The 26,458-nt window shown below is 57.5% G+C and carries 21 protein-coding genes; 11 read left to right on the top strand and 10 right to left on the bottom strand.

Going from position 1 to position 26,458, the window contains the following annotated elements:
* Window positions 1-38: 38 nt before the first annotated feature.
* Window positions 39-2,087: an HD family phosphohydrolase gene (locus tag OZ410_RS09965; RefSeq protein WP_277708365.1), complete on the bottom strand. Its 2,049-nt coding sequence runs from the start codon at window positions 2,085-2,087 to the stop codon at window positions 39-41.
* 117 nt (window positions 2,088-2,204) lie between these two features.
* Between OZ410_RS09965 and OZ410_RS09960 the strand changes: the two genes are divergently transcribed.
* Both OZ410_RS09960 and OZ410_RS09955 read left to right on the top strand, forming a co-directional pair.
* Window positions 2,205-3,380, top strand: coding sequence for an acetyl-CoA C-acyltransferase (locus OZ410_RS09960; protein ID WP_277707813.1), 1,176 nt, complete (start codon window positions 2,205-2,207; stop codon window positions 3,378-3,380).
* A 15-nt stretch (window positions 3,381-3,395) separates the two neighbouring features.
* Window positions 3,396-4,148 carry a C40 family peptidase gene (locus tag OZ410_RS09955; protein WP_277707812.1) on the top strand — a complete coding sequence of 251 codons (753 nt, stop codon included), beginning with the start codon at window positions 3,396-3,398 and terminating at the stop codon, window positions 4,146-4,148.
* Window positions 4,149-4,202: 54 nt separating this feature from the next.
* Here the strand turns inward: OZ410_RS09955 and OZ410_RS09950 are convergent, their stop codons facing one another.
* Window positions 4,203-5,465, bottom strand: coding sequence for a tetratricopeptide repeat protein (locus tag OZ410_RS09950; protein ID WP_277707811.1), 1,263 nt, complete (start codon window positions 5,463-5,465; stop codon window positions 4,203-4,205).
* Between the two features lie 20 nt (window positions 5,466-5,485).
* Window positions 5,486-8,023, bottom strand: a complete 2,538-nt coding sequence (gene gyrA, locus OZ410_RS09945; RefSeq protein ID WP_277707810.1) for a DNA gyrase subunit A — start codon at window positions 8,021-8,023, stop codon at window positions 5,486-5,488.
* 260 nt (window positions 8,024-8,283) lie between these two features.
* Between gyrA and OZ410_RS09940 the strand changes: the two genes are divergently transcribed.
* Together OZ410_RS09940 and OZ410_RS09935 are read left to right on the top strand one after the other, a co-directional pair.
* A complete protein-coding gene (locus OZ410_RS09940) occupies window positions 8,284-10,839 on the top strand; it encodes an ATP-dependent Clp protease ATP-binding subunit (protein WP_277707809.1) in 2,556 nt (851 codons plus the stop codon).
* 199 nt (window positions 10,840-11,038) lie between these two features.
* Window positions 11,039-11,443, top strand: coding sequence for an STAS/SEC14 domain-containing protein (locus tag OZ410_RS09935; RefSeq protein WP_277707808.1), 405 nt, complete (start codon window positions 11,039-11,041; stop codon window positions 11,441-11,443).
* Here the strand turns inward: OZ410_RS09935 and OZ410_RS09930 are convergent.
* The gene (locus OZ410_RS09930) at window positions 11,431-12,972 is read right to left on the bottom strand and encodes an NAD(P)H-hydrate dehydratase (RefSeq protein ID WP_277707807.1); all 1,542 of its coding nucleotides are present in this window, start codon (window positions 12,970-12,972) and stop codon (window positions 11,431-11,433) included. The genes OZ410_RS09935 and OZ410_RS09930 overlap by 13 nt on opposite strands.
* 361 nt (window positions 12,973-13,333) lie before the next feature.
* On the opposite strand from OZ410_RS09930, the gene thrA reads away from it, so the two are divergent.
* The 7 genes from thrA to OZ410_RS09895 all read left to right on the top strand — a co-directional run bounded on the left by thrA (window position 13,334) and on the right by OZ410_RS09895 (window position 21,174).
* The gene (gene thrA, locus OZ410_RS09925) at window positions 13,334-15,772 is read left to right on the top strand and encodes a bifunctional aspartate kinase/homoserine dehydrogenase I (protein ID WP_277707806.1); all 2,439 of its coding nucleotides are present in this window, start codon (window positions 13,334-13,336) and stop codon (window positions 15,770-15,772) included.
* 10 nt (window positions 15,773-15,782) lie between these two features.
* The gene (locus OZ410_RS09920) at window positions 15,783-16,736 is read left to right on the top strand and encodes a homoserine kinase (RefSeq protein WP_277707805.1); all 954 of its coding nucleotides are present in this window, start codon (window positions 15,783-15,785) and stop codon (window positions 16,734-16,736) included.
* A 1-nt stretch (window position 16,737) separates the two neighbouring features.
* On the top strand, window positions 16,738-18,036 hold the full coding sequence (thrC, locus tag OZ410_RS09915; protein ID WP_277707804.1) for a threonine synthase: 1,299 nt from the start codon (window positions 16,738-16,740) through the stop codon (window positions 18,034-18,036).
* An 85-nt stretch (window positions 18,037-18,121) separates the two neighbouring features.
* Complete coding sequence (gcvT, locus tag OZ410_RS09910; RefSeq protein ID WP_277707803.1) at window positions 18,122-19,207, top strand: glycine cleavage system aminomethyltransferase GcvT; 1,086 nt, start codon at window positions 18,122-18,124, stop codon at window positions 19,205-19,207.
* A gap of 24 nt (window positions 19,208-19,231) precedes the next feature.
* Window positions 19,232-20,059 carry a sugar nucleotide-binding protein gene (locus OZ410_RS09905; RefSeq protein WP_277707802.1) on the top strand — a complete coding sequence of 276 codons (828 nt, stop codon included), beginning with the start codon at window positions 19,232-19,234 and terminating at the stop codon, window positions 20,057-20,059.
* Window positions 20,060-20,104: 45 nt separating this feature from the next.
* A complete protein-coding gene (locus OZ410_RS09900; RefSeq protein ID WP_277707801.1) occupies window positions 20,105-20,395 on the top strand; it encodes a 4a-hydroxytetrahydrobiopterin dehydratase in 291 nt (96 codons plus the stop codon).
* Window positions 20,396-20,463: 68 nt separating this feature from the next.
* The gene (locus tag OZ410_RS09895) at window positions 20,464-21,174 is read left to right on the top strand and encodes a YebC/PmpR family DNA-binding transcriptional regulator (RefSeq protein ID WP_277707800.1); all 711 of its coding nucleotides are present in this window, start codon (window positions 20,464-20,466) and stop codon (window positions 21,172-21,174) included.
* A gap of 11 nt (window positions 21,175-21,185) precedes the next feature.
* Here OZ410_RS09895 and OZ410_RS09890 read toward each other — a convergent pair whose 3' ends face one another.
* The 6 genes from OZ410_RS09890 to OZ410_RS09865 all read right to left on the bottom strand — a co-directional run bounded on the left by OZ410_RS09890 (window position 21,186) and on the right by OZ410_RS09865 (window position 26,376).
* Window positions 21,186-21,728, bottom strand: coding sequence for a 1-acyl-sn-glycerol-3-phosphate acyltransferase (locus OZ410_RS09890; RefSeq protein WP_277707799.1), 543 nt, complete (start codon window positions 21,726-21,728; stop codon window positions 21,186-21,188).
* A 10-nt stretch (window positions 21,729-21,738) separates the two neighbouring features.
* Entirely contained in the window at window positions 21,739-22,794 is a 1,056-nt protein-coding gene (locus OZ410_RS09885; protein WP_277707798.1) for an iron-containing alcohol dehydrogenase family protein, read from the bottom strand.
* A gap of 73 nt (window positions 22,795-22,867) precedes the next feature.
* Window positions 22,868-23,569 (bottom strand): HAD family hydrolase, encoded by a 702-nt coding sequence (locus tag OZ410_RS09880; RefSeq protein WP_277707797.1) that lies wholly within the window; start codon window positions 23,567-23,569, stop codon window positions 22,868-22,870.
* Window positions 23,560-24,288, bottom strand: a complete 729-nt coding sequence (gene kdsB, locus OZ410_RS09875; protein ID WP_277707796.1) for a 3-deoxy-manno-octulosonate cytidylyltransferase — start codon at window positions 24,286-24,288, stop codon at window positions 23,560-23,562. The genes OZ410_RS09880 and kdsB overlap by 10 nt, the downstream gene beginning before the upstream one ends.
* 42 nt (window positions 24,289-24,330) lie before the next feature.
* The gene (locus OZ410_RS09870; protein ID WP_277707795.1) at window positions 24,331-24,909 is read right to left on the bottom strand and encodes a DUF4126 domain-containing protein; all 579 of its coding nucleotides are present in this window, start codon (window positions 24,907-24,909) and stop codon (window positions 24,331-24,333) included.
* Window positions 24,910-24,936: 27 nt separating this feature from the next.
* Window positions 24,937-26,376 carry an ATP-dependent DNA helicase gene (locus tag OZ410_RS09865; protein ID WP_277707794.1) on the bottom strand — a complete coding sequence of 480 codons (1,440 nt, stop codon included), beginning with the start codon at window positions 26,374-26,376 and terminating at the stop codon, window positions 24,937-24,939.
* Window positions 26,377-26,458 lie beyond the last annotated feature (82 nt).

Below are 26,458 nucleotides of genomic sequence, written 5' to 3'. Positions count from 1 at the left end.
TCCTGTTAAAATACAAAATATCCCGGTACCCGGGGCAGCTATTCCGGGTACTCCACCCGCAGGTGGTAAATATTGGTCAGGCGCTGTTTGAGGACCTTTTTCACGGTTTCGATTTCCTTCAGGGTGATGTCGGAATTCAGGAACTGCCCGGCCTGCATCTGCCCGCCCACAATGCGGTCCACAAATTCATCAATGATGCTGAAGGTGGGGTTTACCAGGCTCTTGGAGGCCGCTTCCACGGAGTCCGCCATCATGAGGATGGCCGTTTCCTTCGAAAACGGGATGGGCCCAGGGTAGCGGAACGGCTTCTGGTCTACCTCTCCCCCGGCCTTTTCCCTGGCCTTTTTATAGAAATAGTACACCAGGGTGGTGCCGTGGTGGGTGCGGATAAAGTCGATTACCCGGTCCGGGAGGTTGTATTTGCGGGCCAGTTCAATCCCCTCGATTACATGGCGGATGATGATGCCGGCGCTCTCGGCCGGGGCCAGGTCGTCGTGGGGGTTGATGTTGGTGGTCTGGTTTTCGGTAAAATAAGTGGGGTTGTTCATCTTCCCGATGTCGTGGTACAGGGCCCCAACCCGCACCAGCATGGCATTGGCCCCCACTTCGTTGGCCGCCGCTTCGGCCAGGTTGGCCACCTGCAGGGAGTGGTTGAAGGTCCCGGGGGCTTTGGTGGAAAGTTCCTTGAGCAGGCGGGAGTTCGTGTCCGACAGCTCCAGCAGGGACACATCCGAAACCATCCCGAACATCTTTTCATAGATATAGATCAGGGGCTGTACAAAGAGGGTGATCATCCCGTTCAGGAGGAAGAACCCGAAGTTGGCCCAGATCACGTTGTCCAGGTTGCCCTCGTGGATGATGTGGAAGGCAAAATACCCCAGGATGTAGATCAGGGTGATCTGCCCCACGGATATAAAGAGGTTGGCCCGCTTGTAGAGTTCGGATACCGTCAGGATGGTCACGATCCCCGCAATGATCTGCAGGAAGATGTACTCATAGCTGTTGGGCACCACAAAGCCCAGGATCAGCACCGCCAGCACATGGGCAAACAGCCCCAGGCGGGCGTCAAAAAAGGTTTTCAGGATCAGGGGGAGCACGCAGAGGGGCACTACGAAAACTAGTTGCTCGTCGTACTTCACCACAAAGGTGGTCAGGAAAACCATCATCAGGATATTGAAGAAGATGAAGGTGACCTTTACATTGTTGTTGTATACCTGCGGGCGGTACTTCTTCAGGAACAACAGCAGCATGATCAGCACCAGGGCCACCAGGATGGTATACCCGGCCAATACGAAATAGGCGTTGCTCTCGGTCCAGAGGGTGCTTTGGTATTCCTCCCGCAGGGAATCCAACATCTTGAGGTTGTCGACCTCCACCACCTCCCCCTTGGCAATGATGAGGGCGCCCTCGTCTACCGTACCCCGGGTCAGGGAAATCCTGGCCAGCTGCTCTTCCAGTTCCCGCTGGGTAAGGTCGGCATCCTGGGCTACATTGGGCTGGACAATTTTAAAAAACAGGTCCTGGAAGCGGGGCAGTTCATCCTGTATCCCGACCTCCGGGGCCAGGCCCCGGAGAATGGCGTTAAGCTGGCCAATGCGGTGGATGCGGCTCAGGGGCATCCGCCGGGCTTCATTGTCCCTAACCAGATAGACCTCCTCTTTCTGGGGAGCAGCACCCCCGCCGATAAACCCTGTGCGGTACATGCTGTCAAGTACGGCACGGCCCTGACGCCGCAGGCGTTCCCATTCACGCCCCGTCATCACGGCCCGGGGGAAATACTCCGGAAAAGCTGCCTGATAGGCATCATACACGGCCTGAGCCTTTTCCGTGTTGTATCTGTAGTAGGGTACCTGCTGATCCTTCACCTGTTGCCGCTCGGCATCCAGTTCCTCGGCCGACTTGCGGATGGAAAAATCGAACTCCGCATACAGGTTTTCGTATTGCCAGGGTTTCCCTTTCTGGTATTCGTATTTGAATTGCCCGCCCCTGGGAAAGAAAAAGACAATGGCCCCGACGGTCGCAAAGTAGAGGATGTACTTGTAGATCAGCGCCTGGGAACGATAGAGTTTATCCAGCAGGTGGGTCATGGAAATGGCTTGTTCCCCAAAAATAGAAAAAACCTCCGGCATCCCGCTGGCTTTTCTTCCACCCGCCCGGGAGGTCCGGGTATAAATTCGTATTTTCGCTATACCTAAAAGTACACCATGAAAGAGGTTGTTATCGTATCCGCCGTCCGCACTCCCATCGGGAGTTTTATGGGAAGTTTATCCACCGTTCCTGCCCCCAGACTGGGCGCTGCCGCCATTAAAGGCGCCCTGGAGAAAATCGGGTTGGAGCCCGGGGAAGTACAGGAGGTCCTGATGGGCCACGTGGTACAGGCCGGGGCCGGGCAGGCACCTGCCAGGCAGGCCGCTATCTACGCCGGCATTCCGGATACGGTACCCTGCACCACCGTAAACAAGGTGTGCGCTTCCGGCATGAAAGCCATCATGCAGGCCGCCCAGAGCATTGCCCTGGGGGACGCCTCCGTAATTGTGGCCGGGGGGATGGAAAACATGAGCCTGATCCCTCATTACCTCCACATGCGCAACGGCCAGAAATTCGGGCCCGCCAAACTGTTGGACGGGATGCAGCAGGATGGCCTGGTAGACGCTTACGACCAGCAGGCCATGGGTGTTTGCGCCGATGCCTGCGCCTCCGAATACCAGTTTAGCCGGGAAGACCAGGATGCCTATGCCATCCAATCCTACCAGCGTTCGGCCCAGGCATGGGAAAATGGAAAATTCGATACCGAGGTAGTCCCCGTGGAAGTGCCCCAACGCAGGGGCGAACCCAAGGTGGTGGATCGGGATGAAGAATACCAGAATGTGATGCTGGAGAAGGTCCCCAAGTTGCGGCCGGCTTTTACGGCAGACGGGACCGTTACCGCAGCCAATGCCTCCACCATTAACGACGGGGCTGCCGCCCTGGTCCTGATGAGCGCCGAAAAGGCTGCGGAAAAGGGTCTGAAACCCCTGGCACGCATCCGCAGTTATGCGGACGCCGCCCAGGAGCCCAAATGGTTTACCACGGCCCCGGCGAAAGCCCTGCCCCTGGCCCTGGATAAGGCTGGCCTCTCCCTATCCGATATCGACTTCTTCGAATTCAACGAAGCCTTTAGCGTAGTGGGCCTGGCCAACATCAAACTGCTGGGGCTCACCGATGCCAATGTTAATGTAAACGGGGGCGCCGTGTCCCTGGGGCACCCGCTGGGCTGCTCCGGAGCACGCATCACGGTAACCCTGTTGCACATCCTGCAACAGCGCGAGGCGCGCTTTGGCGCTGCCGCCATCTGTAATGGCGGAGGCGGTGCCTCGGCCCTGGTCATCGAAAGGCTGTAATCCCCTTTCTCTCCGATGCGTTACGGAATCTGTCCCCTGAGCCTGGTGGCCGTTTACGAAAGTCCGGAACCGGACTCCGGGCTTACTACCCAGTTGCTGTATGGGGAAGCTTACAAGGTGCTCGACACCCGCAAAAAAGGCCTGCGGATCCGCACGGAATGGGACGGGTGCGAAGGCTGGATCCGGCCGGACCAGCATTTTGAGATCCCCGAAGAGGCCTATCCCAGCCCGGACGGGCACCCCAAAGCCGGGCGGTGCTCCGACCTGGTCGGACATGCCGCCACCCGCGAAGGGTTGCTGCTGCCGGTTCTGCTGGGCTCTGAAGTGGGCCGCGCACCCCTGCTGGGGCAGCACTTTGAAGGGGAGGTCTTTGCAGACTACCAGGACAAGGAAAACCTGATCCCCACAGCCCTGCTCTACCTGAACAGCCCCGAACTGAGGGGCGGGCGCTCTCCTTTCGGGATCGATGCCGGGGGGTTTGCCCAGATGGTCTATAAATGCTGCGGCACCCGCCTTTCCCGCTACCCGCACGAGCAGGCCACCCAGGGGGAAGCCCTGAGCTTTATAGAGGAGAGCAACCCCGGAGACCTGGCGTTTTTCGACGGCCCGGACGGGACCATCAACCACGTGGGCATCATCATGCGGGACAACTACATCATCCACGCCTTCGGCAAGGTCCGCATCGACCGCCTGGACCACAGCGGGATCTTCAACAACGAGCTGCGGAATTATACCCATCCCCTACGGGTCATCAAGAAAATCCTGTAATAAAAAAAGCCCCGCACACGGCAGGGCTTTTTGTGGAATAGCTGAAGGAAGGACTTATTCCTCCAGCAGTTTTTTGATGCGCATGAAGTTCTCGTTATCGCCCAGGGCGCCGTAGATGTTCTTCAGCTGGGTGAGTACGCCCTGGTTGTCCGGGTTGGATTTAAGGGCTTCCTCCAGGATCGTGGCCCCTTCCATAAAGAGGTCGTCCTTTTTCTGCTTCAGCTCGTCGTACTTGGCGATATCCGCACGGGAAGTCCCCAGGGAGTTCATCTCGTCAATCAGGCCGTTCCCTTCATTCACGTAGGTGGTGGAAAGGTTCAACTGGGCGTTTACATAGCCCGGGTTGATCTCGATGGCCCGGCGGTAGGATGCACGAGCCTCCTCAATATTGTCCTGCTCCATATTAATTACACCGATGTTATAATGCAGGTCTGCGTTATCCGGGGCCATCTCAGCAGCTTCGGCCATTAACGCCTTGAATTTCTCCTTGTCCCCCATCTGGTAGTGGAGGTTGGCCTCATTCAACACCAGGTTCACGTCGTCCGGGTTGTTGGCACGGGCATCCGCATAAGCGGCCAGGGCCTCTTCATTCCGCCCGAGCTGGGAATAAATCAGGGCGATGTTTTTTACGATCTCCGCTTTTTTGGAGGGGCGTTTCTCGTCTACCGGATTGGTGTAGGTTCCGGATTTCACCATGATATCGCGCTGGCTTTGAGCCATCTCCTCCTGCTCACCGGTTTCCACATTGGTAGCCTTGTAGACCATGGAGCTGCCGTCGTAACCGATTTCTTTCAGTTGCTCATAGTAGCCCAGGGCTTTTTCGTAATTACCCCCGCTAACGGCACTGCTTGCAGCGTAGTAGAGGTAAACGGTGTCCTGCGGGCTTACCTTGTACCCCAGGGCCAGTTTCTCGGCGGCCTGGTCAAATTTCTCGGCGTTGTTGTCGTCCACGGCAGAGTTCACCAGGTCTGCGGCCAGGGCGCGCAGGCGTTGCTCTACTTCTTCCGTGTAACGGGCCTTCCCGCTGGCTTCTTCCACTGCAATTACCTTCATATAGGCGTCAGCAGCCTGTTCGAAGGCCGCGTTGTCTCCCTTGGCTGCCAAATCGGCATTGGCCTGCCCCAGGAGGTTGTAGAACTGCGCCTGGGTACGCTCATCGGCACCGGAGATGGCACCCATCGCGCTTTCCAGGCTGGCTTTAGCTGCCGCAGACTGCCCGTTTTTCATGGCCTTCTCGGCATCCTTTATCTCAGATTTCTGTGCGAATCCGGCCGCTGTTACAAAAGCAGCAGCCAAAAGAATCAATTTGGTTTTCATGTATAAATGCTTACTAGTGTTTACGAATTATTTTCGGGGTTCTCCCCTTCTTTATCAAGAGCCGTGCCATCCTCAGTGTCCACGTCCATATTGTGGATGTCGGTATCTTCCAGGTTGTCCTCTTCCTTCATCACCTTGGCTACGGCGGCAATGGAATCCCCACCCTTCAGGTTTATCAGGCGAACCCCCTGGGTAGCCCGGCCCATGGTACGGAGATCTTCCATGTTCATGCGGATGGCAATACCGGATTTGTTGATGATCATCAGGTCGTCCATATCCGAAACGCTCTTGATAGCCACCAGCCCGCCGGTTTTTTCGGAAATCGAGATGGTCTTCACCCCTTTCCCGCCCCGGTTGGTGGTCCGGTAGTCCTCGATGCTGGAGCGCTTGCCGTAGCCATTCTCGGAAACCACAAGGATGTCTTCATCAAAGTTATGGACGGATACCATGCCGATCACCTCGTCGGCGTCGTCAGCCAGGGTAATCCCCCGAACCCCGGAGGCAGAACGGCCCATGGGACGCGTCTTGCTCTCCTCAAAGCGGATGGCTTTTCCGGATTTGAGCCCCAGGAAGATCTGGCTGGTTCCCGTAGTAAGTTTGGCCTCCAGCAATTCGTCCCCTTCCCGTATGCCAATGGCGATAATTCCATTCTGGCGGGGTCGGGAGTACTGTTCCAGCGACGTCTTTTTCACCACCCCTTTTTTGGTGGCCATGATCACGTAGTGGCTGTTCACGTAATCCTCGTCTTTGAGGTCCTGGGTACAGATAAAGGCCTTTACCTTATCGTCCTGGGCAATATTGATCAGGTTCTGGATGGCACGCCCCTTGGAGGTGCGGCTGCCTTCCGGAATCTCAAAAACGCGCAGCCAGTAACACTGCCCCTGCTGGGTAAAGAAGAGCATATACTGGTGGTTGGTGCCTACAAAGAGGTGTTCCAGGAAATCCTCATTCCGGGTGGCAGAAGCCTTCTGCCCTACCCCGCCCCGGTTCTGGGTCCGGTATTCGGAGAGGGGGGTGCGCTTGATGTACCCGGCATGGGAGATGGTAATGACAACCTGCTCGTCCGGAATCATATCTTCAATACTGAGGTCGCCTCCGGCATAGTTAATCTCGCTGCGGCGATCATCCCCGTATTTGCTGCGGACTTCCTCCAGTTCTTCCTTTATGATTTCCATCCGGCGCTCTTCCCGGGCCAGGATATCCTTCAGGTCTTCGATGGTGGCCAGTACTTCCTCGTACTCGGCCCGCAGCTTGTCCTGTTCCAGCCCTGTGAGCTGGCGCAGTCGCATTTCCACGATGGCCCGCGCCTGGATCTCGGTGAGTTCGAAGCGCTCGATCAGATTATTCCGGGCTTCTTCCGGGTTGGCGCTGCCCCGGATGATCTGAATCACCTCGTCGATGTTGTCCGAAGCGATAATCAGCCCCTGCAGGATATGGGCGCGCTCCTCGGCCTTGCGCAGTTCATATTCGGAACGGCGCACCACCACATTGTGGCGGTGGTCCACAAAATGGACAATCAGGTCCTTGAGGTTCAGCAGCTGCGGCCGGCCTTCCACCAGGGCGATGTTGTTCACGCTGAAGGAAGACTGCAGGGCTGTATACTTATACAAGGTATTCAGGACGATATTCGGGATGGCGTCCCGTTTCAGGACATAGACTATCCGCATCCCTTTCCGGTTGGACTCGTCCCGGATATTCGCAATCCCCTCGACCTTCTTTTCGTTGATCAGGTCTACGGTCTTCTTGATCATGTCCGCCTTGTTGACCTGATAAGGAATTTCGGTAACCACGATGCACTCGCGTCCCTGTACTTCCTCGAAGCTCGCCTTGGCCCGCATCACCACGCGGCCGCGGCCGGTCTCGAAGGCTTCCTTTACGCCGTCGTACCCGTAGATGATCCCCCCGGTGGGGAAATCCGGCGCCTTGATGTACTCCATCAGGCCCGCCACGTCAATGCTGCGGTCGTCAATATAGGCTATGGTGCCGTCCACCACCTCGGAGAGGTTGTGCGGGGGCATATTGGTAGCCATCCCCACAGCAATCCCGGAGGCGCCGTTCACCAGCAGGTTCGGGATACGGGTGGGCAGTACCACCGGTTCTTCCAGGGAGTCGTCAAAGTTGAGCTGGTGGTCTACCGTTTCCTTGTCGATATCCGCCAGCATCTCCTCGGCGATCTTCCGCATCCGGGCCTCGGTGTACCGCATGGCCGCCGGGCTGTCGCCATCTATGGAGCCAAAGTTCCCCTGCCCGTCCACGAGCATGTAGCGCAGGCTCCATTCCTGGGCCATACGCACCATGGTATCGTATACGGAGGAATCTCCGTGCGGGTGGTACTTACCGAGCACCTCCCCCACGATCCGGGCGGATTTTTTATGGGCGCTCGTGGAGCGAACGCCGAGTTCGTGCATGCCGTACAACACCCTGCGGTGTACCGGTTTCAGGCCGTCCCTGACATCGGGCAGGGCACGTGACACAATGACCGACATCGAATAATCGATGTAGGCGGATTTCATCTCATCCTCAATGTTTACCGGGATCAATTTCTCTCCTTCTGCCATGTGCTAGATTACGTCAGTTTTTGAGGTTTAAAAATCACGGCAATATACGGAAATTAGCCCCTTTCATGCCAGTGCCCATTTCAATTATTAAAGAATTTATTAACATCCCACCCCCGTTTCGGGGTTGATAAAATCCCTGTTAAACTTTTTGCGTTCCGGCGTTTTTTTCGTCTTTTAGGAGGGCTTTGTCGAATATAGGTATGGTATTTGACGATCTTACCGATAGTTTTAGTAATTTTAGCTTTGAATTTGCAGGTTCTATGGACGATAATTTTTCACCAAGAGTAAAAGACGTCATTGCGTACAGCAAGGAGGAGGCATTGCGCCTGGGCCACGATTTTATCGGCACCGAGCACCTGATGCTCGGGCTGTTGCGGGATGGCAACGGGAAGGCGATCAGCATCCTCGATGCCATGGAGGTGGACCTGGACCACCTGCGCCGCAAGGTAGAGATCCTGAGCCCGGCCAACCCCAGTGCCGGCACCCACCAGAAAGACCGCAAAAACCTGCACCTGACCCGCCAGGCCGAACGGGCCCTGAAGACCACCTTCCTGGAAGCCAAGCTCTTCCAGAGTTCTTCCATCAATACGGCCCACCTGCTGCTGTGTATCCTGCGGAACGAAAACGACCCCACCACCAAACTGCTCCATAAGCTGAAGGTGGATTACGACGGGGTAAAAGAGCAGTTCAAGAGCATGATCACCAGCGAAGACGACTATACCGAAAGCCCGACTTCCGAATCCTTCCCGAGCGACTCCGACGATGCCGCAGAAGGCAAGGAAGGCGCCTTCGGGGGCAGCAGCGGCAGCCAGAAAGGCAGCAAAAAATCCAAAACGCCCGTGCTGGATAACTTTGGGCGGGACCTGACCCAAATGGCCGAGGAAGGCAAGCTGGATCCCGTAGTGGGCCGCGAAAAGGAAATAGAACGGGTTTCCCAGATCCTGAGCCGCCGCAAAAAAAACAACCCCCTGCTGATCGGGGAGCCCGGGGTGGGGAAAAGTGCCATTGCCGAAGGCCTTGCCCTGCGGATCATCAATAAAAAGGTATCCCGCATCCTGTACGGTAAACGCGTGGTGACCCTGGACCTGGCCTCCCTGGTGGCCGGTACCAAATACCGGGGGCAGTTCGAAGAGCGGATGAAGGCTGTGATGAACGAACTGGAAAAGAACGACGACGTTATCCTCTTTATAGATGAGATCCACACCATTGTGGGAGCCGGGGGCGCCACGGGCAGCCTGGATGCCTCCAACATGTTCAAACCCGCCCTGGCGCGGGGTGAGATCCAGTGTATCGGGGCCACCACCCTGGACGAATACAGGCAGTATATCGAAAAAGACGGGGCCCTGGAGCGCCGCTTCCAGAAAGTGATGGTGGAACCCACCACCGTAGAGGAAACCATCGAAATCCTCCGGAACATAAGGGGCAAATACGAAGACCACCACAACGTGAACTACACGGACGAAGCCCTGGAGGCCTGCGTGAAGCTCACCAACCGGTACATGACCGACCGCTTCCTCCCGGATAAGGCCATAGACGCCCTGGACGAGGCAGGATCCCGGGTTCACATCGTGAATATGGATGTCCCCAAACAGATCCTGGAGCTCGAGAAGCAACTGGACGAGGTGCGGGAACTTAAAAACAGCGTGGTCAAAAAGCAGCGGTACGAAGAAGCCGCCAAGCTCCGTGACGACGAGAAACGCCTGGAGAAAGAACTGGCTGCTGCCCAGGAAAAATGGGAAGAAGATAGCAAGTTGCACCGGGAAACCGTAACCGAAGACAGCGTGGCGGATGTGGTGTCCATGATGAGCGGCATCCCCGTGAATAAAATTGCCCAGACCGAAAGCAACAAGCTGGCCAAATTGCCGAACCTGATCAAGAACAGCGTGATCGGGCAGGACGAGGCCGTGGCCAAGGTGGCCAAGGCGATCCAGCGGAACCGCGCCGGCCTGAAAGACCCGAACAAGCCCATTGGCAGCTTTATCTTCCTCGGGCAGACCGGGGTGGGGAAAACCCAGCTCGCCAAGGTGCTGGCCAAGGAACTCTTCGATTCCGAAGATGCCCTGGTACGCATCGACATGAGCGAATACATGGAGAAATTCGCCATCTCACGCCTGGTTGGGGCACCTCCCGGGTATGTGGGTTATGAAGAAGGCGGGCAGCTCACCGAGAAGGTGCGCCGCAAGCCCTATTCCGTTATCCTCCTGGACGAGGTGGAAAAAGCCCACCCGGATGTGTTTAACATGCTGCTGCAGGTGCTGGACGACGGCTACCTGACCGACAGCCTGGGCCGGAAAATCGACTTCCGGAATACCATCATCATCATGACCTCCAACATCGGTGCCCGTCAGCTGAAGGACTTCGGACAGGGAGTTGGTTTCGGGACGTCTGCCAAGAAAGCCCAGGCGGATACCCACCAGAAAAGCGTGATCGAAAACGCCCTGAAAAAAGCTTTTGCGCCTGAATTCCTGAACCGGATCGACGACGTGATTGTCTTTAACCCGCTGGAACGGGAGCACATCCACGAGATCATCGACATCGAACTCGCCAAGCTCTATTCCCGCATTGCGGACATCGGCTATGACCTGGTCCTGACCGACAAGGCCAAAGATTATATCGCAGACAAGGGCTTCGACAAACAATACGGGGCGCGGCCGCTGAAGCGGGCAATCCAGAAATATATCGAGGATGCCCTGGCCGAAGAAATCGTGAATGCCAAACTGAACGAAGGCGACAGCATCACCATGGACCTCAACAAGGAAGAAGACGGGCTCACCATCTCTATCGAGAAAGGCAGCGAGTCGTCCAAGGAGGCCTGACGGCTTGTAGGATAAAACGCATGGCGGGTCATCCAAAGATGACCCGCTTTTTTTTATGCGCTTCCCTGGCGGTAAGAATACCGGGGCATTTTCCACCGCCGTGTACCGCTTACACGATATTTGTGTCGATCGTCTAAATTTTTTCCCCGAGGCAGGCTCACCGGTTACTTTCGTCTTGAGACACACTAATGAAATTGGGATGAGTATAGGACCGGCCAAACGGACCGTCATTGTCAGGGAGTACCACCTGGATGTCGGCAAGATCCAGGTTTTTGACAACTACATGGTATCCATTTTTGACGAAGGGGCAACCCTGACCCTGGAACGGGCCTACCAGATTATCGGAATCTCTGAAATCCACTTCAGGGACAAACCTTTCGGGTACATCAGCAACCGCATCCATTCCTATGCCATAGACCCTACGGTCTACACCTACCTGCGGGAGCTGGACAACCTCAAGGCTTTTGCCATTGTTTCCTCCAGGGAGGTGGACATGCACAATTTCAATATTGAACGCTTGTTCTACAAAAAGCCGATGAAGTTCTTTATCGACTACCAGAATGCCCTTACCTGGGTACGCCGCAGGGTACGTCAGTTTGCCTGATTGTCATTTTCTTCCGCGGCGGGATCCCGCAGCAATTCCCGATAGGCAGCGCCCAGAGCGCCGGCCACTTCCGAAGCCGTGATGGCTTCCATGGCATCCCCTGCCGCCAGAATATCGGCCGCAAGGCCATGCAGGTGCACGCCCAACAGGGCCGAAGCCAGGGGGTCGTATGCCTGGGCCATCAGGCCGGTGATCACCCCGCTGAGGACATCCCCGCTTCCTCCGGTAGCCAGCCCGGGGTTACCGCTGTCGTTCACATAGGCACGCTCCCCGAAAAAGATCAGGGTATAGGCCCCTTTAACCAGCAATACGCATTTGTATTTCAGGGCATAGGCCCGCGCCAGGCGGATTTTTTCAAAGTCGTCCTTCCAGGGGCCCAGCAGGCGCCGGAGCTCCCCGGGGTGGGGCGTCAGGATGCTGCCTGCAGGCAGGGAAGCCGCCGCTTCAGGGTGGGACGCCAGCACATTCAGGGCGTCCGCATCCAGGAGCAGGGGTTGTTGCTGCGCCTTCAGCCACTTTAGGAAGGCCCTGGCCGTTTCCGGGGCCTGCCCCATCCCCATCCCTACCCCCACGGCATACCCATGGGTATCCGCAGGAAAGGCATCCAGGTGGGCATCGGACTCCGGGGTTTGTACCATGGCTTCGGGCAGGCCTGCCTGCAAGGGCACATACCCGCACCGGGGTACCCAGGCGGTTACCAAACCGGCCCCGGCTTTCAGGGCCGCCCGGGCTGCCAGGGCCACCGCCCCCACCTTGCCGTAACTCCCCCCTGCGAGTAAGGCATGCCCGTATGTACCTTTGTGGGTAAAGCGCTCCCGCCCGCGGTAAAGGGCACGCGCCTCCCCCCGCCCGATCCGGATGAAATCCGGTTGCAGGCTGGCCATAAATGCGGGATCCAGGCCAATGTCCAACACCTCCCAGTAGCGGGCATACACTCCGGTTTGGGGGAGGAAGAACGGTAGTTTGGGTGCCCCGAAGGTTAGGACGTAATCTGCCCGGACCACTGCCTCAGGAGATTCCGGCACCCGGTCCATGTACAGACCTGAAGGCATATCCAGGGCCACGCGGGTGGCCCCGCTGGCATTCAGGTGCGCCATCAGGGCAGCCACCCAGGGGGTTGGGGGTCGGGTCAGGCCAATGCCGAACAGGGCATCCACAATAATATCCTGTGGGCCGATGGGCGGCAGTTCGCTTTCCGGGCCCAGGGATTGGGGCCAGATTTTTCGGTCCCGCAGCGCCTCCAGGTTAATCAGGAAATCCGGGGAGCGCTTTTCGCTGTAGTGCACCTGGTAGACGTGTATATGGTAGCCGTGCTCCGCCAGGTGGCGGGCCAGGGCCAGGCCATCGCCCCCGTTGTTGCCCATCCCGCAAAACAGCTGGATGGGCACCGGGGCGCCCTGAAGCCGCTGGTGGAGCCACTCAAAGGCCGCCCGGGCGGCCCGCTCCATGAGTTCGGTACTGGAAATGCCCTGCCGCGCCTGGGTTTCACGGTCGGCCTGATACACTTGTTCTCGGGTAAGGATTTTCATGGATATCCGGCTCTTGGGGGCCCGCAGCCGCCCCCAAGAATTGGGGAATGCCCGGGCATTTTGAATAATTGAGAAGATCCTCCCAAAAGTAACAGGTAAATGGAAGAAAAAACCGCAAAAGGTGCAGAGTTTTCAAAAATGCCCCCAATCCTTGGCTGAAATTTCAAAAATGCTACTTTTGCCCCAACACCAACGGATCAACAGGATGTTGCCTGCACGAAACCTGATCACGGCCCAGGCCGGAAAAGCCATTATTACCACCCCCGCTACCCGGGGCTTCACCCCTTGGGGGTAAGTGCATGATATTCCCTCCGACCCGAGTCCCTATCCTCGTTAACAACATCCAAACCTCCATCCACCCATGAAAATCCTGAAATTCGGGGGCAGTTCCGTTGCGGACGCCCAGGCCATACGCCAGACCCATAGTATCGTATCCCAAACCGAACCCCCGCTGGCCGTGGTGGTTTCCGCCCTGGGCGGCATCACCGACCTGTTGCTGCGCACCGCCTCGGAGGCCGCAGCCCAGGACGAGCAGTTCCGGCAGGGCCTGCAGGCCATTGAAGACCGGCACCTGCAAACCATCCGGGAGCTCCTCCCCCCTGCAGCCCAGGGCAGTGTGATCGGACGGGTAAAAACCGACCTGAACACCCTGGAGACCCTTTTGGAAGGCGCCTTCCTGATTGGGGAAACCACCCCCAAGCTGCTCGATAAAATCGTGAGCTACGGGGAATTACTCTCATCATTTATTATCGCTTCCTTCTACCGGCAGCAAGGCCTGCCGGCAGAATTTGTGGACAGCCGGGAATTGATCCGTACGGATTCCCGCTTCGGGCAGGCTACGGTAAACCGGGAAACTACTGCAACCCTGGCTGCAGCACGGCTGAGCAGCGGGGCGGAGATCAAAGTCCTGCCCGGGTTTATTGCAGCCAACGCCGAAGGCGACACCACTACCCTGGGGCGGGGCGGCTCCGATTTTAGCGCGGCTTTATACGCCGCGGCGGTTGGCGCAGAAGAATTACAGATCTGGACGGACGTAAGCGGGATGTTCACGGCTAATCCGCGCCTGGTCAAACAGGCCCGGCCCATCCCGGTGATTTCCTACCAGGAAGCCATGGAGCTTTCCCACTTCGGGGCCAAGGTACTCTACCCCCCAACTATACAGCCCGCCCTGGAAGCAGGCATCCCCATCCGCATCAAAAACACCTTTGAACCCGGGCATGAAGGCACCCTGATCCATGCCGAAGGCAATACCGAAGGGCGCACGGTACGGGGCATAAGCCACGTGCCGGATATCGGGCTGCTTTCGCTGGAAGGCCCGGGGATGGTAGGTATTCCCGGAATCAGCAAGCGTTTTTTCGAAACCCTGTCCGAGGCGCAGATCAGCATCGTCTTTATTACCCAGGCCTCCTCAGAGCATTCCATTTGCGTGGGGATCGCAGCCAACCGCCTGCAGGAGGCGGCCCGGGCCGTGAACACCGCCTTCGAACTGGAGATTTCCAAGCAACAGATCCAGCCGGTGGAAACCGAGGCCAACCTCTCCATTATCGCCCTGGTAGGCGACCAGATGAAACAGCACCAGGGGCTAAGCGGAAAAATGTTCAGCGCCCTGGGGAAAAACAACGTGAATATCCGGGCCATTGCCCAGGGGGCTTCGGAACGCAACATTTCGGCAGTAATCCGCACCCCCGATGTTAAAAAGGCCCTGAACACCCTGCACGAGGCCTTCTTTGAAGCCCAGGTAAGGCAGGTAAACCTCTTTATAACCGGGGTGGGCAACGTAGGCGCCCGCCTGCTGGAGCAAATCCGGGCCCAGCAGAAGACCCTGAAACGGGAACACCGTATCAACCTGCGCGTTATGGGCCTGTCCAATTCCCGCAACATGGTGGTTGAGGGGACCGAAATTGACCTGGACCACTGGGCGGTAGCCCTGGAACAAGGCGAGCCCGCCCACCTGGAGGGCTTCCTGGAGCGGGTCCGCAGCCTGAACCTGAGGAATTCCATCTTTGTGGACAATACGGCCAGCGAGGTGGTATCCGGCTATTACGGGAAGTACCTGAAGTCCAGCATCAGCGTGGTGACCTGCAACAAGATTGCCTGTTCTTCGGCCTATGAACACTATGCAGGGCTAAAGCAACTGGCGCGGGAATACTCCGCCTCCTTCCTGTACGAAACCAACGTAGGCGCAGGATTACCGGTAATCGACACCCTGAAGAACCTGGTCATCTCAGGCGACCGAATCCGGAAAATACAGGCTGTTCTATCCGGAAGCCTTAACTTTATCTTCAACACCTATAACGGGGAGCAATCCTTTGCCGAAGTGGTCCGGGAAGCCGGGGCCCAGGGCTATACTGAGCCGGATCCCCGCATTGACCTGAGCGGGGTGGACGTGATGCGTAAAATCCTGATCCTGGCCCGGGAAAGCGGGTTGCAGTTAGAGATGGAAGACCTGGAAAACCGGTCCTTCCTGCCCCAGGCTGCCACAGAAGCAGACAGCGTGGAGGCATTTTTCACAGCCCTGGAAGCAAACCCCGCGCACTTTGAGGCTTTGTACCGGGACGCAAGCGAAAAGGGATGTCGCCTGAAGTACGTAGCCACACTGGATCAGGGCAAAGCCTCTGTAGGGCTGGAAGCCATCCCCCAGGGGCATGATTTTTACCACCTGAGCGGGAGCGACAACATTGTGCTTTTTTACACGGATCGTTACCGGGAACAACCCCTGATCGTTAAAGGGGCCGGCGCGGGGGCCGAGGTGACCGCCTCCGGGATTTTTGCAGACATTATCCGGATCGGGAATTATTAGCAAGGCGCATATGAAAGATTCCATTACTGTATTTGCCCCGGCTACCATAGCCAACCTCTCCTGCGGGTTTGACGTGCTGGGCCTGGCCCTGGACGGGGTGGGCGACTACCTGAAGCTGGAACGCAATGATACCCCGGGCGTCCTTATTCGCCGGATTACCGGCATGGACCTGCCTTTGGAGGCCAGCCGGAATGTGGCCGGGGTAGCCGCCCTGGCCCTGCTGGAAGCCTACGGCAGGCCGGTAGGGGTAACCCTGGAACTCCACAAAGGTATCAAGGCCGGCAGCGGGATCGGCAGCAGTGCCGCCAGTGCCGCCGGTGCTGTGTGGGGCCTGAATGCCCTGCTTGGGGAACCCTTCTCGGAAACCGAACTGGTGGGCTTTGCCATGGCCGGGGAACAACTGGCCAGCGGGGCCGCCCATGCAGACAATGTAGCCCCGGCCCTGATGGGCGGGATTACCCTGGTGCGCAGCGCCAACCCTTTGGATGTTGCCCGGGTGCATTGCCCGCCCGAATTGCAGGCCTGCGTACTCCACCCCCAGGTAGAACTCAAGACCTCCGACGCCCGGAAGGTATTGAAAACGCATATCCCCCTGTCTCAGGGTATCCGGCAGTGGGGTAATGTTGGGGGGCTGATCACGGGCCTTTTTACTGAAGACTACGGGCTGATCAGTCGTTCCCTGGAAGATGTGATCATTGAACCGGTCCGCTCCCTGCTGATCCCCGGTTTTGACGCCCTGCGCCAGGCTGCCCTGGATGCGGGCGCCCTGGGCTTTGGCATTTCGGGTTCCGGACCCTCCGTATACGCCCTTTGCCGGGGTACGGATAAAGCAGCTGCAGTGGGCAAAGCCCTGGAAGCCACCTATACCCCCATGGGCATCCCCTTCGACCTGCACCTGAGCCCGGTATCCCCCCGTGGGGTCCGGCAGGTGGAGACCTATCCCTCACCTCAATCCGACACCTGACATGCACTACTACAGCCTGAATGGAAAAGCCCCTGAAGTCCCCTTTAGCGAAGCCGTCGTACGCGGCATAGCCCCGGACCGCGGCCTGTATTTCCCAAAGGAAGTCCCAAGGCTGCCCGATACCTTCTGGAATGACCTCGGGACCCGGGAAATCCCGGATCTGGCCCTGGAACTGATGCGGCCCTATGCGGGCAGCGAGATACCCGATACGGACCTGCGGGACATCCTGGAGGAAACCCTGGGCTTCCCTTTCCCCCTGGTGGATGTGGAACCCGGGGTGCAGGCCCTGGAGCTCTACCATGGCCCTACCATGGCCTTTAAGGACGTGGGCGCGCGCTTTATGGCGCGTTGCCTGGGCTATTTTTCCGATTCCTCCGATGCCGAAGTAACCGTGCTGGTGGCAACCAGCGGGGATACCGGGGGCGCAGTGGCCCGGGGCTTCCTGGGGGTGCAGGGGGTGAAGGTGGTGATCCTGTACCCGGAGGGTAAGGTGAGCGACATTCAGGAACGCCAACTCACCACCCTGGGGGAAAACATCAGCGCCCTTCGCGTAAAGGGCAGTTTTGACGACTGCCAGGACATGGTTAAAACGGCTTTCCTGGATTCCGCACTTACCTCGGCCATGCGCCTAACCTCCGCCAACAGCATCAATGTGGCCCGGTGGATGCCCCAGATGCTCTATTATGTACTCGCGATTAGACAATTGGGACCGGACTCCCCGCCCCCGGTGTTTTCCGTACCCAGCGGGAATTTTGGCAACATTTGCGCCGGGATGCTGGCCCACCGCATGGGGATGCCCTGCGCCCGCTTTGTCGCGGCCACCAACCGGAACGACACGGTACCCCGTTTCCTGGCATCCGGATCATACCAACCGGAACCGGCCGTTCCCACCATCTCGAATGCCATGGATGTGGCGGACCCGAGTAATTTTGTGCGGATACGGGAATTATTCGGGGATTCCCTCCCCGCCCTGAAATCCCATTTTAGCGCGTATGCCTACACCGATTCACAAACCCGCGAAGCCATGAAAAAGCTGTATCGGGAGTACGGTTATGTAGCCGACCCCCATGGGGCCGTTGGCTACCTGGGGCTGAAAGCCTATCTGGAATCCGACCCGGGCCACCCGGGCATCTTCCTGGAAACGGCGCACCCCATCAAATTCAGGCCCGAAGTGGAAGCCAGCCTGGGGCTGCACCTGGATATCCCGCCCCAGATTGCAGGGGTCATGGGCCGGGAAAAGGTATCCACCCCGGTTTCCCAGTACCAGGAGGTCAGGGACTTCCTCCTGAATTCCATCTAGGCTTGCCCCGGCCAGAAACCAGGCCGCTTGAAGGGGCAGGAACGGAGGAATTTCAATACCTTTGCCGGGAATTCACAAAGCCGATATGAAACAGACTGCGCTGCACCACGTGCACACGGCCCTGGGCGCCAAAATGGTGCCTTTCGCCGGTTACGATATGCCCGTCTCCTACGAGGGCGTTAATGCGGAACACCAAACCGTTCGCGAAGGCGTAGGGGTATTTGACGTATCCCATATGGGGGAGTTCCTGATTGAGGGGCCCAAAGCCCTGGAACTGGTCCAGTGGGTAACCTCCAACGACGCCTCCAAACTGGAGGTAGGGCGGGCCCAGTACAGTTGCCTGCCCAATGCCGAAGGCGGGATCGTGGACGACCTGATCGTGTACCGGGTGAAGGAGGAAACCTACCTGCTGGTGGTTAATGCCTCCAATATCGAAAAGGACTGGGAACACATCAGCGCCCATAACGCCGGCATCGGGGCGGAGATGCGGAACCTTTCCGACGCCTATTCCCTGCTGGCCATACAGGGGCCCAAGGCCTCGGAGGCCATGCAGTCCCTGACCTCCGTAGACCTGGAAGCCATCCCGTTTTACCATTTTGAGGTGGCGGATTTTGCCGGCTGCCCCCACGTGATTATCTCGGCCACGGGATACACAGGCTCCGGGGGATTTGAAATCTACTGCAAGAACAGCGAAGTGGAACAGGTCTGGGAAAAAGTGATGGCTGCCGGGGAACCCTACGGCATCAAGCCCATTGGCCTGGCCGCCCGGGACACCCTGCGCCTGGAAATGGGATACTGCCTGTACGGGAACGATATTGACGACACTACCTCCCCCCTGGAAGCCGGCCTGGGATGGATTACCAAACTGGGGACCGACTTCGTGAACCGCGACGGCCTGGCCGCCCAGAAGGAAACCGGGGTTACGCGCAAACTGATCGGATTTGAATTACTCGAACGCGGGATCCCCCGTCAGGGTTACGAGCTGGTGGATGCCGAAGGCAACCTCATCGGTAAAGTGACCTCGGGCACCATGTCCCCCAGCCTGGGGAAAGGCATCGGGTTGGGGTACGCAGACCTGGCCTGGGCCCAGCCGGGGCAGACTGTTTACGTACAGATCCGCAAGAACCGGGTGCCGGCCCAGATCGTAAAACCCCCGTTCTACAAAGGGTAAGCGGGAAAACTGGAGGAAGAAGGCGTGGCGGATACAGGCAAACGAATACTCATACTTGGGGGAAGCGGATTTTTGGGTCATGCCCTGTACAAGGAACTCTGCCCCTATTTTGACACCTATGCCACTTATTGTTCTGCCCGCCGGCGGTTTGAAGACAATGCCAAATTCCTGCGGTACGACATGCAGGAAGACGACATCTTCCCCCTGCTGGAGGAGGTGAAGCCACAGGTGATCATCTCTGCCGTTCGCGGGGATTTCGGGGCCCAGATCCAGGCCCATGCCCACCTTGTAGAATACCTGGCCGGACACCAGGCCCGGATGTATTTCCTCTCCTCGGCCAACGTGTTTGACGCCTATAGCAAATACCCTTCCTACGAGCTCGACAAAACCCTGTCCGAAAGCGTGTACGGCCGGCTGAAAATCCGAATCGAAAATATGCTGTTGCGCCTGCCGCAGGAGCGCATGGGGATCATCCGCCTGCCGATGGTATTCGGCAACGCCTCCCCCCGTACCCGGGAATTGCTCACCGCCCTGAAGGAGGTCAACCCCATTGAGGTCTTCCCCAACCTGATCATGAACGTGACTTCGGACGACAAGCTCTGCCAGCAGCTGCACTACATGATTAACCGGGACAAACACGGGATCTTCCACCTGGGGTCCCGGGACCTGGTGCACCACGAGGACTTTATCGGGGAGATCTGCTCCCATCTGAGCGAAAACCGGCCTATCTTCAAACGGGTATACACCACCAACGACGAACGCTACCTGGCCGTGCTGCCCAAACACAGCAAACTGCCCAAAAACCTGCAGTATTCCTACCAGGAAGTCATCGACATGCACATCAGCCAATAATTGGCCGCCTCCGCCATTTGCCGTACCTTTCCGTAAAACACCACTATGGACGCCTTAAACGAAAAACAAATAGCGGAAGGGCTGGCCAACCTGGAAGGCTGGGAATACAACGGGGAGGCCCTTACCACCACCTTCGAATTCCAGGACTTCAAAGAGGCCTTCACAGCCATGTCGCGCATTGCTTTTGAATGCGAAGCCCAGGGCCACCACCCGGACTGGACCAATGTTTACAACCAGCTGGAAATTCGCCTGAGCACCCATGACGCCGGCGGGGTTACCGAAAAAGATTTCCGGATGGCCCGCACCATAGAGGCCCTGATCCTGCCCGGCGAATAAGGGCAGGCCACTGCTTGACAGCAATGCCCTATTTCTTACCTTTGTGACCCGTTAAACCTAAGACCGAGATGGGAAGAGCTTTTGAATTCCGCAAAGCCCGGAAAATGAAGCGCTGGGCAGCGATGTCCAAGGCGTTCACGCGTATTGGAAAAGATATTGTAATGGCCGTGAAGGAAGGTGGCCCGGACCCCGATGCCAACGCCCGCCTGCGTGCCGTGATCCAGAACGCCAAGTCCGTGAACATGCCCAAGGACAATATCGAGCGGGCCATCAAACGGGCCTCGGACAAAAGCCAGGGCGATTACAAGGAGGTCCTCTACGAAGGGTATGCACCCCACGGGATTGCCATCCTGGTGGAAACGGCCACGGACAACAACACCCGTACGGTTGCCAACATCCGGTCCTACTTCAATAAATGCAATGGCAGCCTGGGCACCTCGGGCTCTGTGGAATTCATGTTCGACCACACCTGCAATTTCTGTATTGACCCCGAAGGGCAGGACCCGGAAGAACTGGAGCTGGACCTGATCGATTTCGGGGCCGAAGAGGTGTTTATGGACGAAGACGGCATCCACATCTACGCCCCCTTTGAGGCCTTTGGCGGCATACAGAAGGAACTGGAATCCCGGGGGATCGAAATCCGCTCCTCGGGCTTTGACCGCATCCCTCAGGTGAACAAGGAATTAAGCGCGGAACAGGCTGAAGACGTGGAAAAACTCCTGGAGATGATCGAGGAGGACGACGACGTACAGAACGTTTACCACAATATGCAGGAATAGGGTAACCGCCTTTAGTAAGACCCCTTTTCCGGGATATATCCCTTAACGCCCTTGAAAAAATCGAGGTAGGTGGCATAGTCTGCCTCGAAGTTGCCCGTGGGTACCATCGGCTCAGAGATTTTTACCTGCTTCCGCCCGAAATCGAAGGCCACCAGCACAATAGGCACCCCCGCTTCCAGGGCGATGTAATAAAACCCGGTGCGCCAGCGATCTACCTTTTTGCGGGTGCCTTCCGGGGCCAGGGCCAGGCGGAATACCTTATGCTGACGGAACACGGCCGCTGCCGCCTTCACGTTGTCCTTGCCGCCGCTGCGGTCTACAGGGGCGCCCCCGGTCCATCGGAAGAACCACCCATAAGGGGGTCGAAAAAGGGCTGCCTTCCCGATGTAATGGATGTCCTTGCCGATCAGTTTGCGCACAATCAGCCCCAGGGCAAAATCCATCCAGCTGGTATGGGGTACCACGGCTACCACGCACTGGTCCAGGTCCGGGAACCGGCCCACCAGTTTCCAGCCCATCAGTTTATAATAAATCAGGGAAGCGAGTGCTTTCATGGGTTTAAGGTTAAATCCGTTGGTAATACCCGGCCAGCCGTTCCGGGGTTATGGTGGATTTCCATTCGGGGCCCAGGGCATTTTCCCAAAGGGGTTCCATGCCCATAGCCACGGAAACCATAGTTTCCAGCTGTTCGTCCGACAGCCCGGCGCAAACCCCCTCGGGCAGGGAAATGCCATGCTTTTCCTGCATGCTGAGGAAGGTTTCCACCCCCTCGGGATAAAACTCCGAAAGGTGGCGGAACACCAGGCAGTTCCCCAGGCCATGGGGCGTGCCCAGTACATAGGAAAGGCCGTAACTAAGCGCATGGGCCACCCCTACCTGGGAATAGGCAATACTCATCCCGCCATGCCAGGAGGCCATCATAAGTTTTTCCCGTTGTTCCTGCAGTGGCAGTTCCCCCAAAAACACTTCTTCACAAAGGGTCAGGGCCATTTCCCCATAACTCTTGCTGAAAGCATTCAGGAAGGTGCCATTCAGGGATTCCACGCAATGGATAAAGCAATCCATGCCCGTATAGAACCACTGCTCCCTGGGTACCCCTTTGGTAAGGTCGGGATCCAGGACCACCTGGTCAAAGACGGAATAATCGGAATTGATACCCAGTTTGCGTTCGGGCCCCGTAAGCACCGCGGTGCGGGAAACTTCGGACCCGGTGCCACTCAGGGTGGGTACCCCCACATGATACACGGCCGGGTGGCGCACCAGATCCCACCCCTGGTAATCCGCGCTGCCCCCCTCGTTGTTGAGCATAACGGCCAGGGCCTTGGCCAGGTCCAGCACGGACCCGCCGCCGATCCCGACAATCCCGGTAGGATTGGTTCCGAAAGTCTGCCGAATGCGTGAAACCAGGGCATCTACCTGCGTGGTTTTGGGCTCCTCCGCAGCGCTAACCAAAATAATCTGATCCTCAAAAATGGCCGGGATGCGACCCATCAGGGGTTTTCCCTCAAACACATCGTCCACCAGATAGATCACCGGGGCATCCGCATGCCGCCTCCTGGGCATCAGGATATCAGCCAGCTGGCTAAAGCTTCCTGTGCCATAGATCACGCGCGGTACCATAGGAAAATTCCGGAACTGGGTTCGCTGTTCAGGTTTTGCGGATGTGGGGTGATGTTCTCTGGAAGCCTTCAAATCAGTGGAGATAATTCAATAAATCGCTCAGGCGGTTCAGGGTCAGGTGGCTATTGTTGTGCTGGGCGGGGTCTACCTCCTCGTGGGCCCAGGTGGTGTGGAAGGGCACGTGCACCGCCCGGGCTCCTATGTTCAGGAGGGGCAGCACATCCGATTTCAGGGAATTGCCCACCATCAGGAATTCGGATACGGGGATCTCCAGGTGTTCCAGCAACCGGCTGTAATTGATTTCCTTTTTATCGGACAACACCTCCACATGGTGGAAGTAGTCCATAAGCCCGGATTTTTCCAGTTTCCGCTCCTGGTCCAGCAGGTCGCCTTTGGTAAGCACCAGCAAACGATACTTCCCGTTCAGGCCGCGCAGCACCTCCTCTACCCCGTCCAGGAGTTCCAGGCGGTGGCTAATCATCTCCTTGCCGATCTCCAGGATACGACCAATGGTCCGCGTAGATACGCGGTGGTCGGACAGTTCCAGGGCAGACTCGATCATGGAGAGCATAAACCCTTTGATGCCGTATCCGTAAAGCTCCAGGTTATCCATCTCCTTTTTGAAAAGCTCCTGGTCTACCTTATTCCGGGTTTCGAAATCTTCCAGCAGGCCCGCAAATTCATCTTCTGCCTGCCGGAAATAGGTCTCGTTCACCCAGAGGGTGTCGTCTGCATCGAAGCCGATGGCGGTAATGTTGCTGAAGTCTAAATCCATGCTGCCTTGGCGCGTTCCAGGTCCTCCGGGGTGTCGATCTCAATCCCGCTCACCGAGGTGCGGACCATTTTTATTTTCTTTCCATATTCCAGGTAGCGGATGGCCTCGATCTTTTCCACCGCTTCCAGGGGCTGCATGGGCAGGCGCCGGAAATCCAGCAGGGCCTGTTTGCGGAAGGCATACACCCCTTTGTGCTTGTAATAAACCGCCCGGGGCTCCTCGGCCCGCTGGTAGGGAATGACCGCCCTTGAAAAATAAAGGGCAAAACCCTCCCGGTCGGTAATGACCTTGACCGTATTGGGGTTGGCAATGTCTTCCGGATCCGTGAGCTCCGTCATCAAAGAGGCCAGGTCTACCCGGGCCTCCGGGTCTTCGCGGAATACCTGCAGCAACTTGGCCAGGCTTTCCCGTTCGGTAAAGGGTTCATCCCCCTGCACATTGACCACTATGTCCACCTCCAGGTCCTCCACGGCTTCGGCCAGCCGGTCGGAACCCGTTTCATGGGGTTCCCGACTCATGATCACTTCGCCCCCACAGCCTTTAATGGCCAAGGCAATCTCCTCGCTGTCGGTCACCACGATCACCCGGTCAAACAACCCTGTGCCCAGGGCCGCCTGGTAGGTGCGGACAATGACCGGTTTCCCGGCCAGGTCCTGCATGAGTTTCCCGGGGAAGCGCGAGGCCGCATACCGGGCCGGAATCATCGCAAATGCTTTCATAGGCTTTGGGGGTCGGTTTGGATAGGCTAAGGTACGGTTAATTCAGGATTCCGGGCCCCGCCTGGGGCGCAGTTTCCGGTATACCCGGAAGACCAGGGCCAGGACGATAATCACCAGTACGGCAGCAAAAACCGGTGCCAGGACGGAAGCCAGGCTCATCACGGTAGCCGTACCCGTCTCCACCGTCGCAATAGCTGGGTTGGCCAGCCCCCCGGTACCCAGGCTCGAAGCCATACGGCCGCCGGCAGCGGCGCCTTTGATGGCCGTGGCAGTACCGCCTCCCGCTATAATGGCCAGGGACCAGGTTACCACCGGGTCCAGGCCGGTAACGGTAGATACCATCACAGCAGTACCCGCAATGGCCGCCAGAGGCAGGGAGATGGAATCCAGCAGGTTATCCACCCAGGGGATAAAATAGGCAAACAACTCTACCAGGGTGGCCACCCCAAAGGTGATCACCGCCGTGAGGCTCCCAATCCATGCCCAGCTCTCATTCAGGTCCCATATGCCGTTATATGCAGCCAGGCTGAGCGCGAACAGGGGCAAAAAAACCCGGAATCCTGCGGAAGCCGCCAGGCCAACCCCCAGGAAAATGCTCAGTACCGTTTCTGCGTTTACCATGACTATAGGATTAGACCCTAAAATACGCTATTCGTCACTCACAAAAAAATCGCCTCGGAAGCCGATCAGGTAGAGGCGTTTCCGGGCCCGGGTAACCGCCGTATAGAGCCACCGCAGGTACTCCCGGTCCGGTTCCCCGGTCAGGTATGGTTGCTCTACAAACACGGTTTCCCATTGCCCCCCCTGGGATTTGTGGCAGGTAATGGCATACGAAAACTTCACCTGTAGGGCGTTGAAAAAGGGATTGTTCTTTACGCTCAGGAATTTGCGGTAGGAAGAAGTCTCGTGGGCATAATCTGCCATGACCTCCTGGTACAGGCGATTGCCCTCCTCATAGGAAAGCGCCGGGCTTTCAGCCTTGATGGTATCCAGCAACAATACGGTTTCGAAAGGTTTTTGCTTGGGGTAATCCACCATGCGCACCCGCACCTCGGCAAAGCGGAAGCCGTAGAGTTCCTTGATGGCAAAGAGCTCCAGAACCTCGATAATGTCTCCGTTTGCGATAAACCCGGCCTCGGAGGTACTCTTGAGCCAGAAGTAGTTGTTCTTGACCACCATCATATAATCGCCCACGGCCAGTTCATTTTCCAGGAACAGCAGCCGGCTGCGGATGTTTTCATTGTAGAGGTTGGCCCGCTTGTTGGAGCGCACGATAACGGCGATTTCCTCCTTGCCATCCTCGTCGAAGGCCCGGTTAATGGCATCCTGGATATCGTACCCATCCGTGAGGCGCGTAATGTCCGGGAAGTCTGCCGTCTCGAACCGGAACGGCCGCACCGGATCCGTCACCAGCGCCTCCCTGAGGCTGGTGGCATTCATCAGGATACCCGAATCCTCGGCCTGCCGCATTACCTCATCCAGTTCCAGCTGTTCCACGGATTTCCCATATTGCAGTTCCAGGGTCTCGGCCTGCAGGGCCGGGCTCAGGGACAATTTAACGGGGGGTAGCTGGGCCGTATCCCCTACCAGCATCAACTGGCATTTAAAGCCGGAATAGACATAGGTCATGAGATCATCCAGCAGGGAGGCCTGGGGGCCTTTGGAAGTTTCTGTGGGCGCATCCGGGATCATGGAGGCCTCGTCCACGATAAAAAGGGTGTTGCGGTGGCGGTTGGGGGCCAGGGTAAAGCGCACCCCCCCGGAGCGTTCCTTCTTGGGGAAGTAGATTTGTTTATGAATGGTGAAGGCCTGTGTGCCGGTATAGGCAGACATCACCTTTGCCGCCCGCCCGGTGGGCGCCATCAGCACCGCCTTTTTCTTACAATGCCAGAGGTTGGTAATCAGGGTGCCCAGCAAGGTGGTCTTCCCCGTACCGGCATACCCTTTCAGGAGGAAAACCGCATCCTTACGGCCCGCAACGATGAAGTCCGCCAGCTTTTGCAGGGCGATGTCTTGCAGGGCGGTGGGCTGGTGGGGGAATTTTTCGCGAAGGAGTCGGTAAAAAGAGGCGGGCGAATGGGCATCCATAGGCCCGTAAAGATAGGGACGATTTTGGGGACAGCCCTTTTGCGATTAAAAAAAAATCGTAGATTTGTGAATAACCAATAAA

The sequence above is a fragment of the Robiginitalea aestuariiviva genome (assembly GCF_029537735.1).
Classification (GTDB): Bacteria; Bacteroidota; Bacteroidia; order Flavobacteriales; family Flavobacteriaceae; genus Robiginitalea; species Robiginitalea aestuariiviva.
This window is presented reverse-complemented; position numbering and strand designations above follow the sequence as displayed.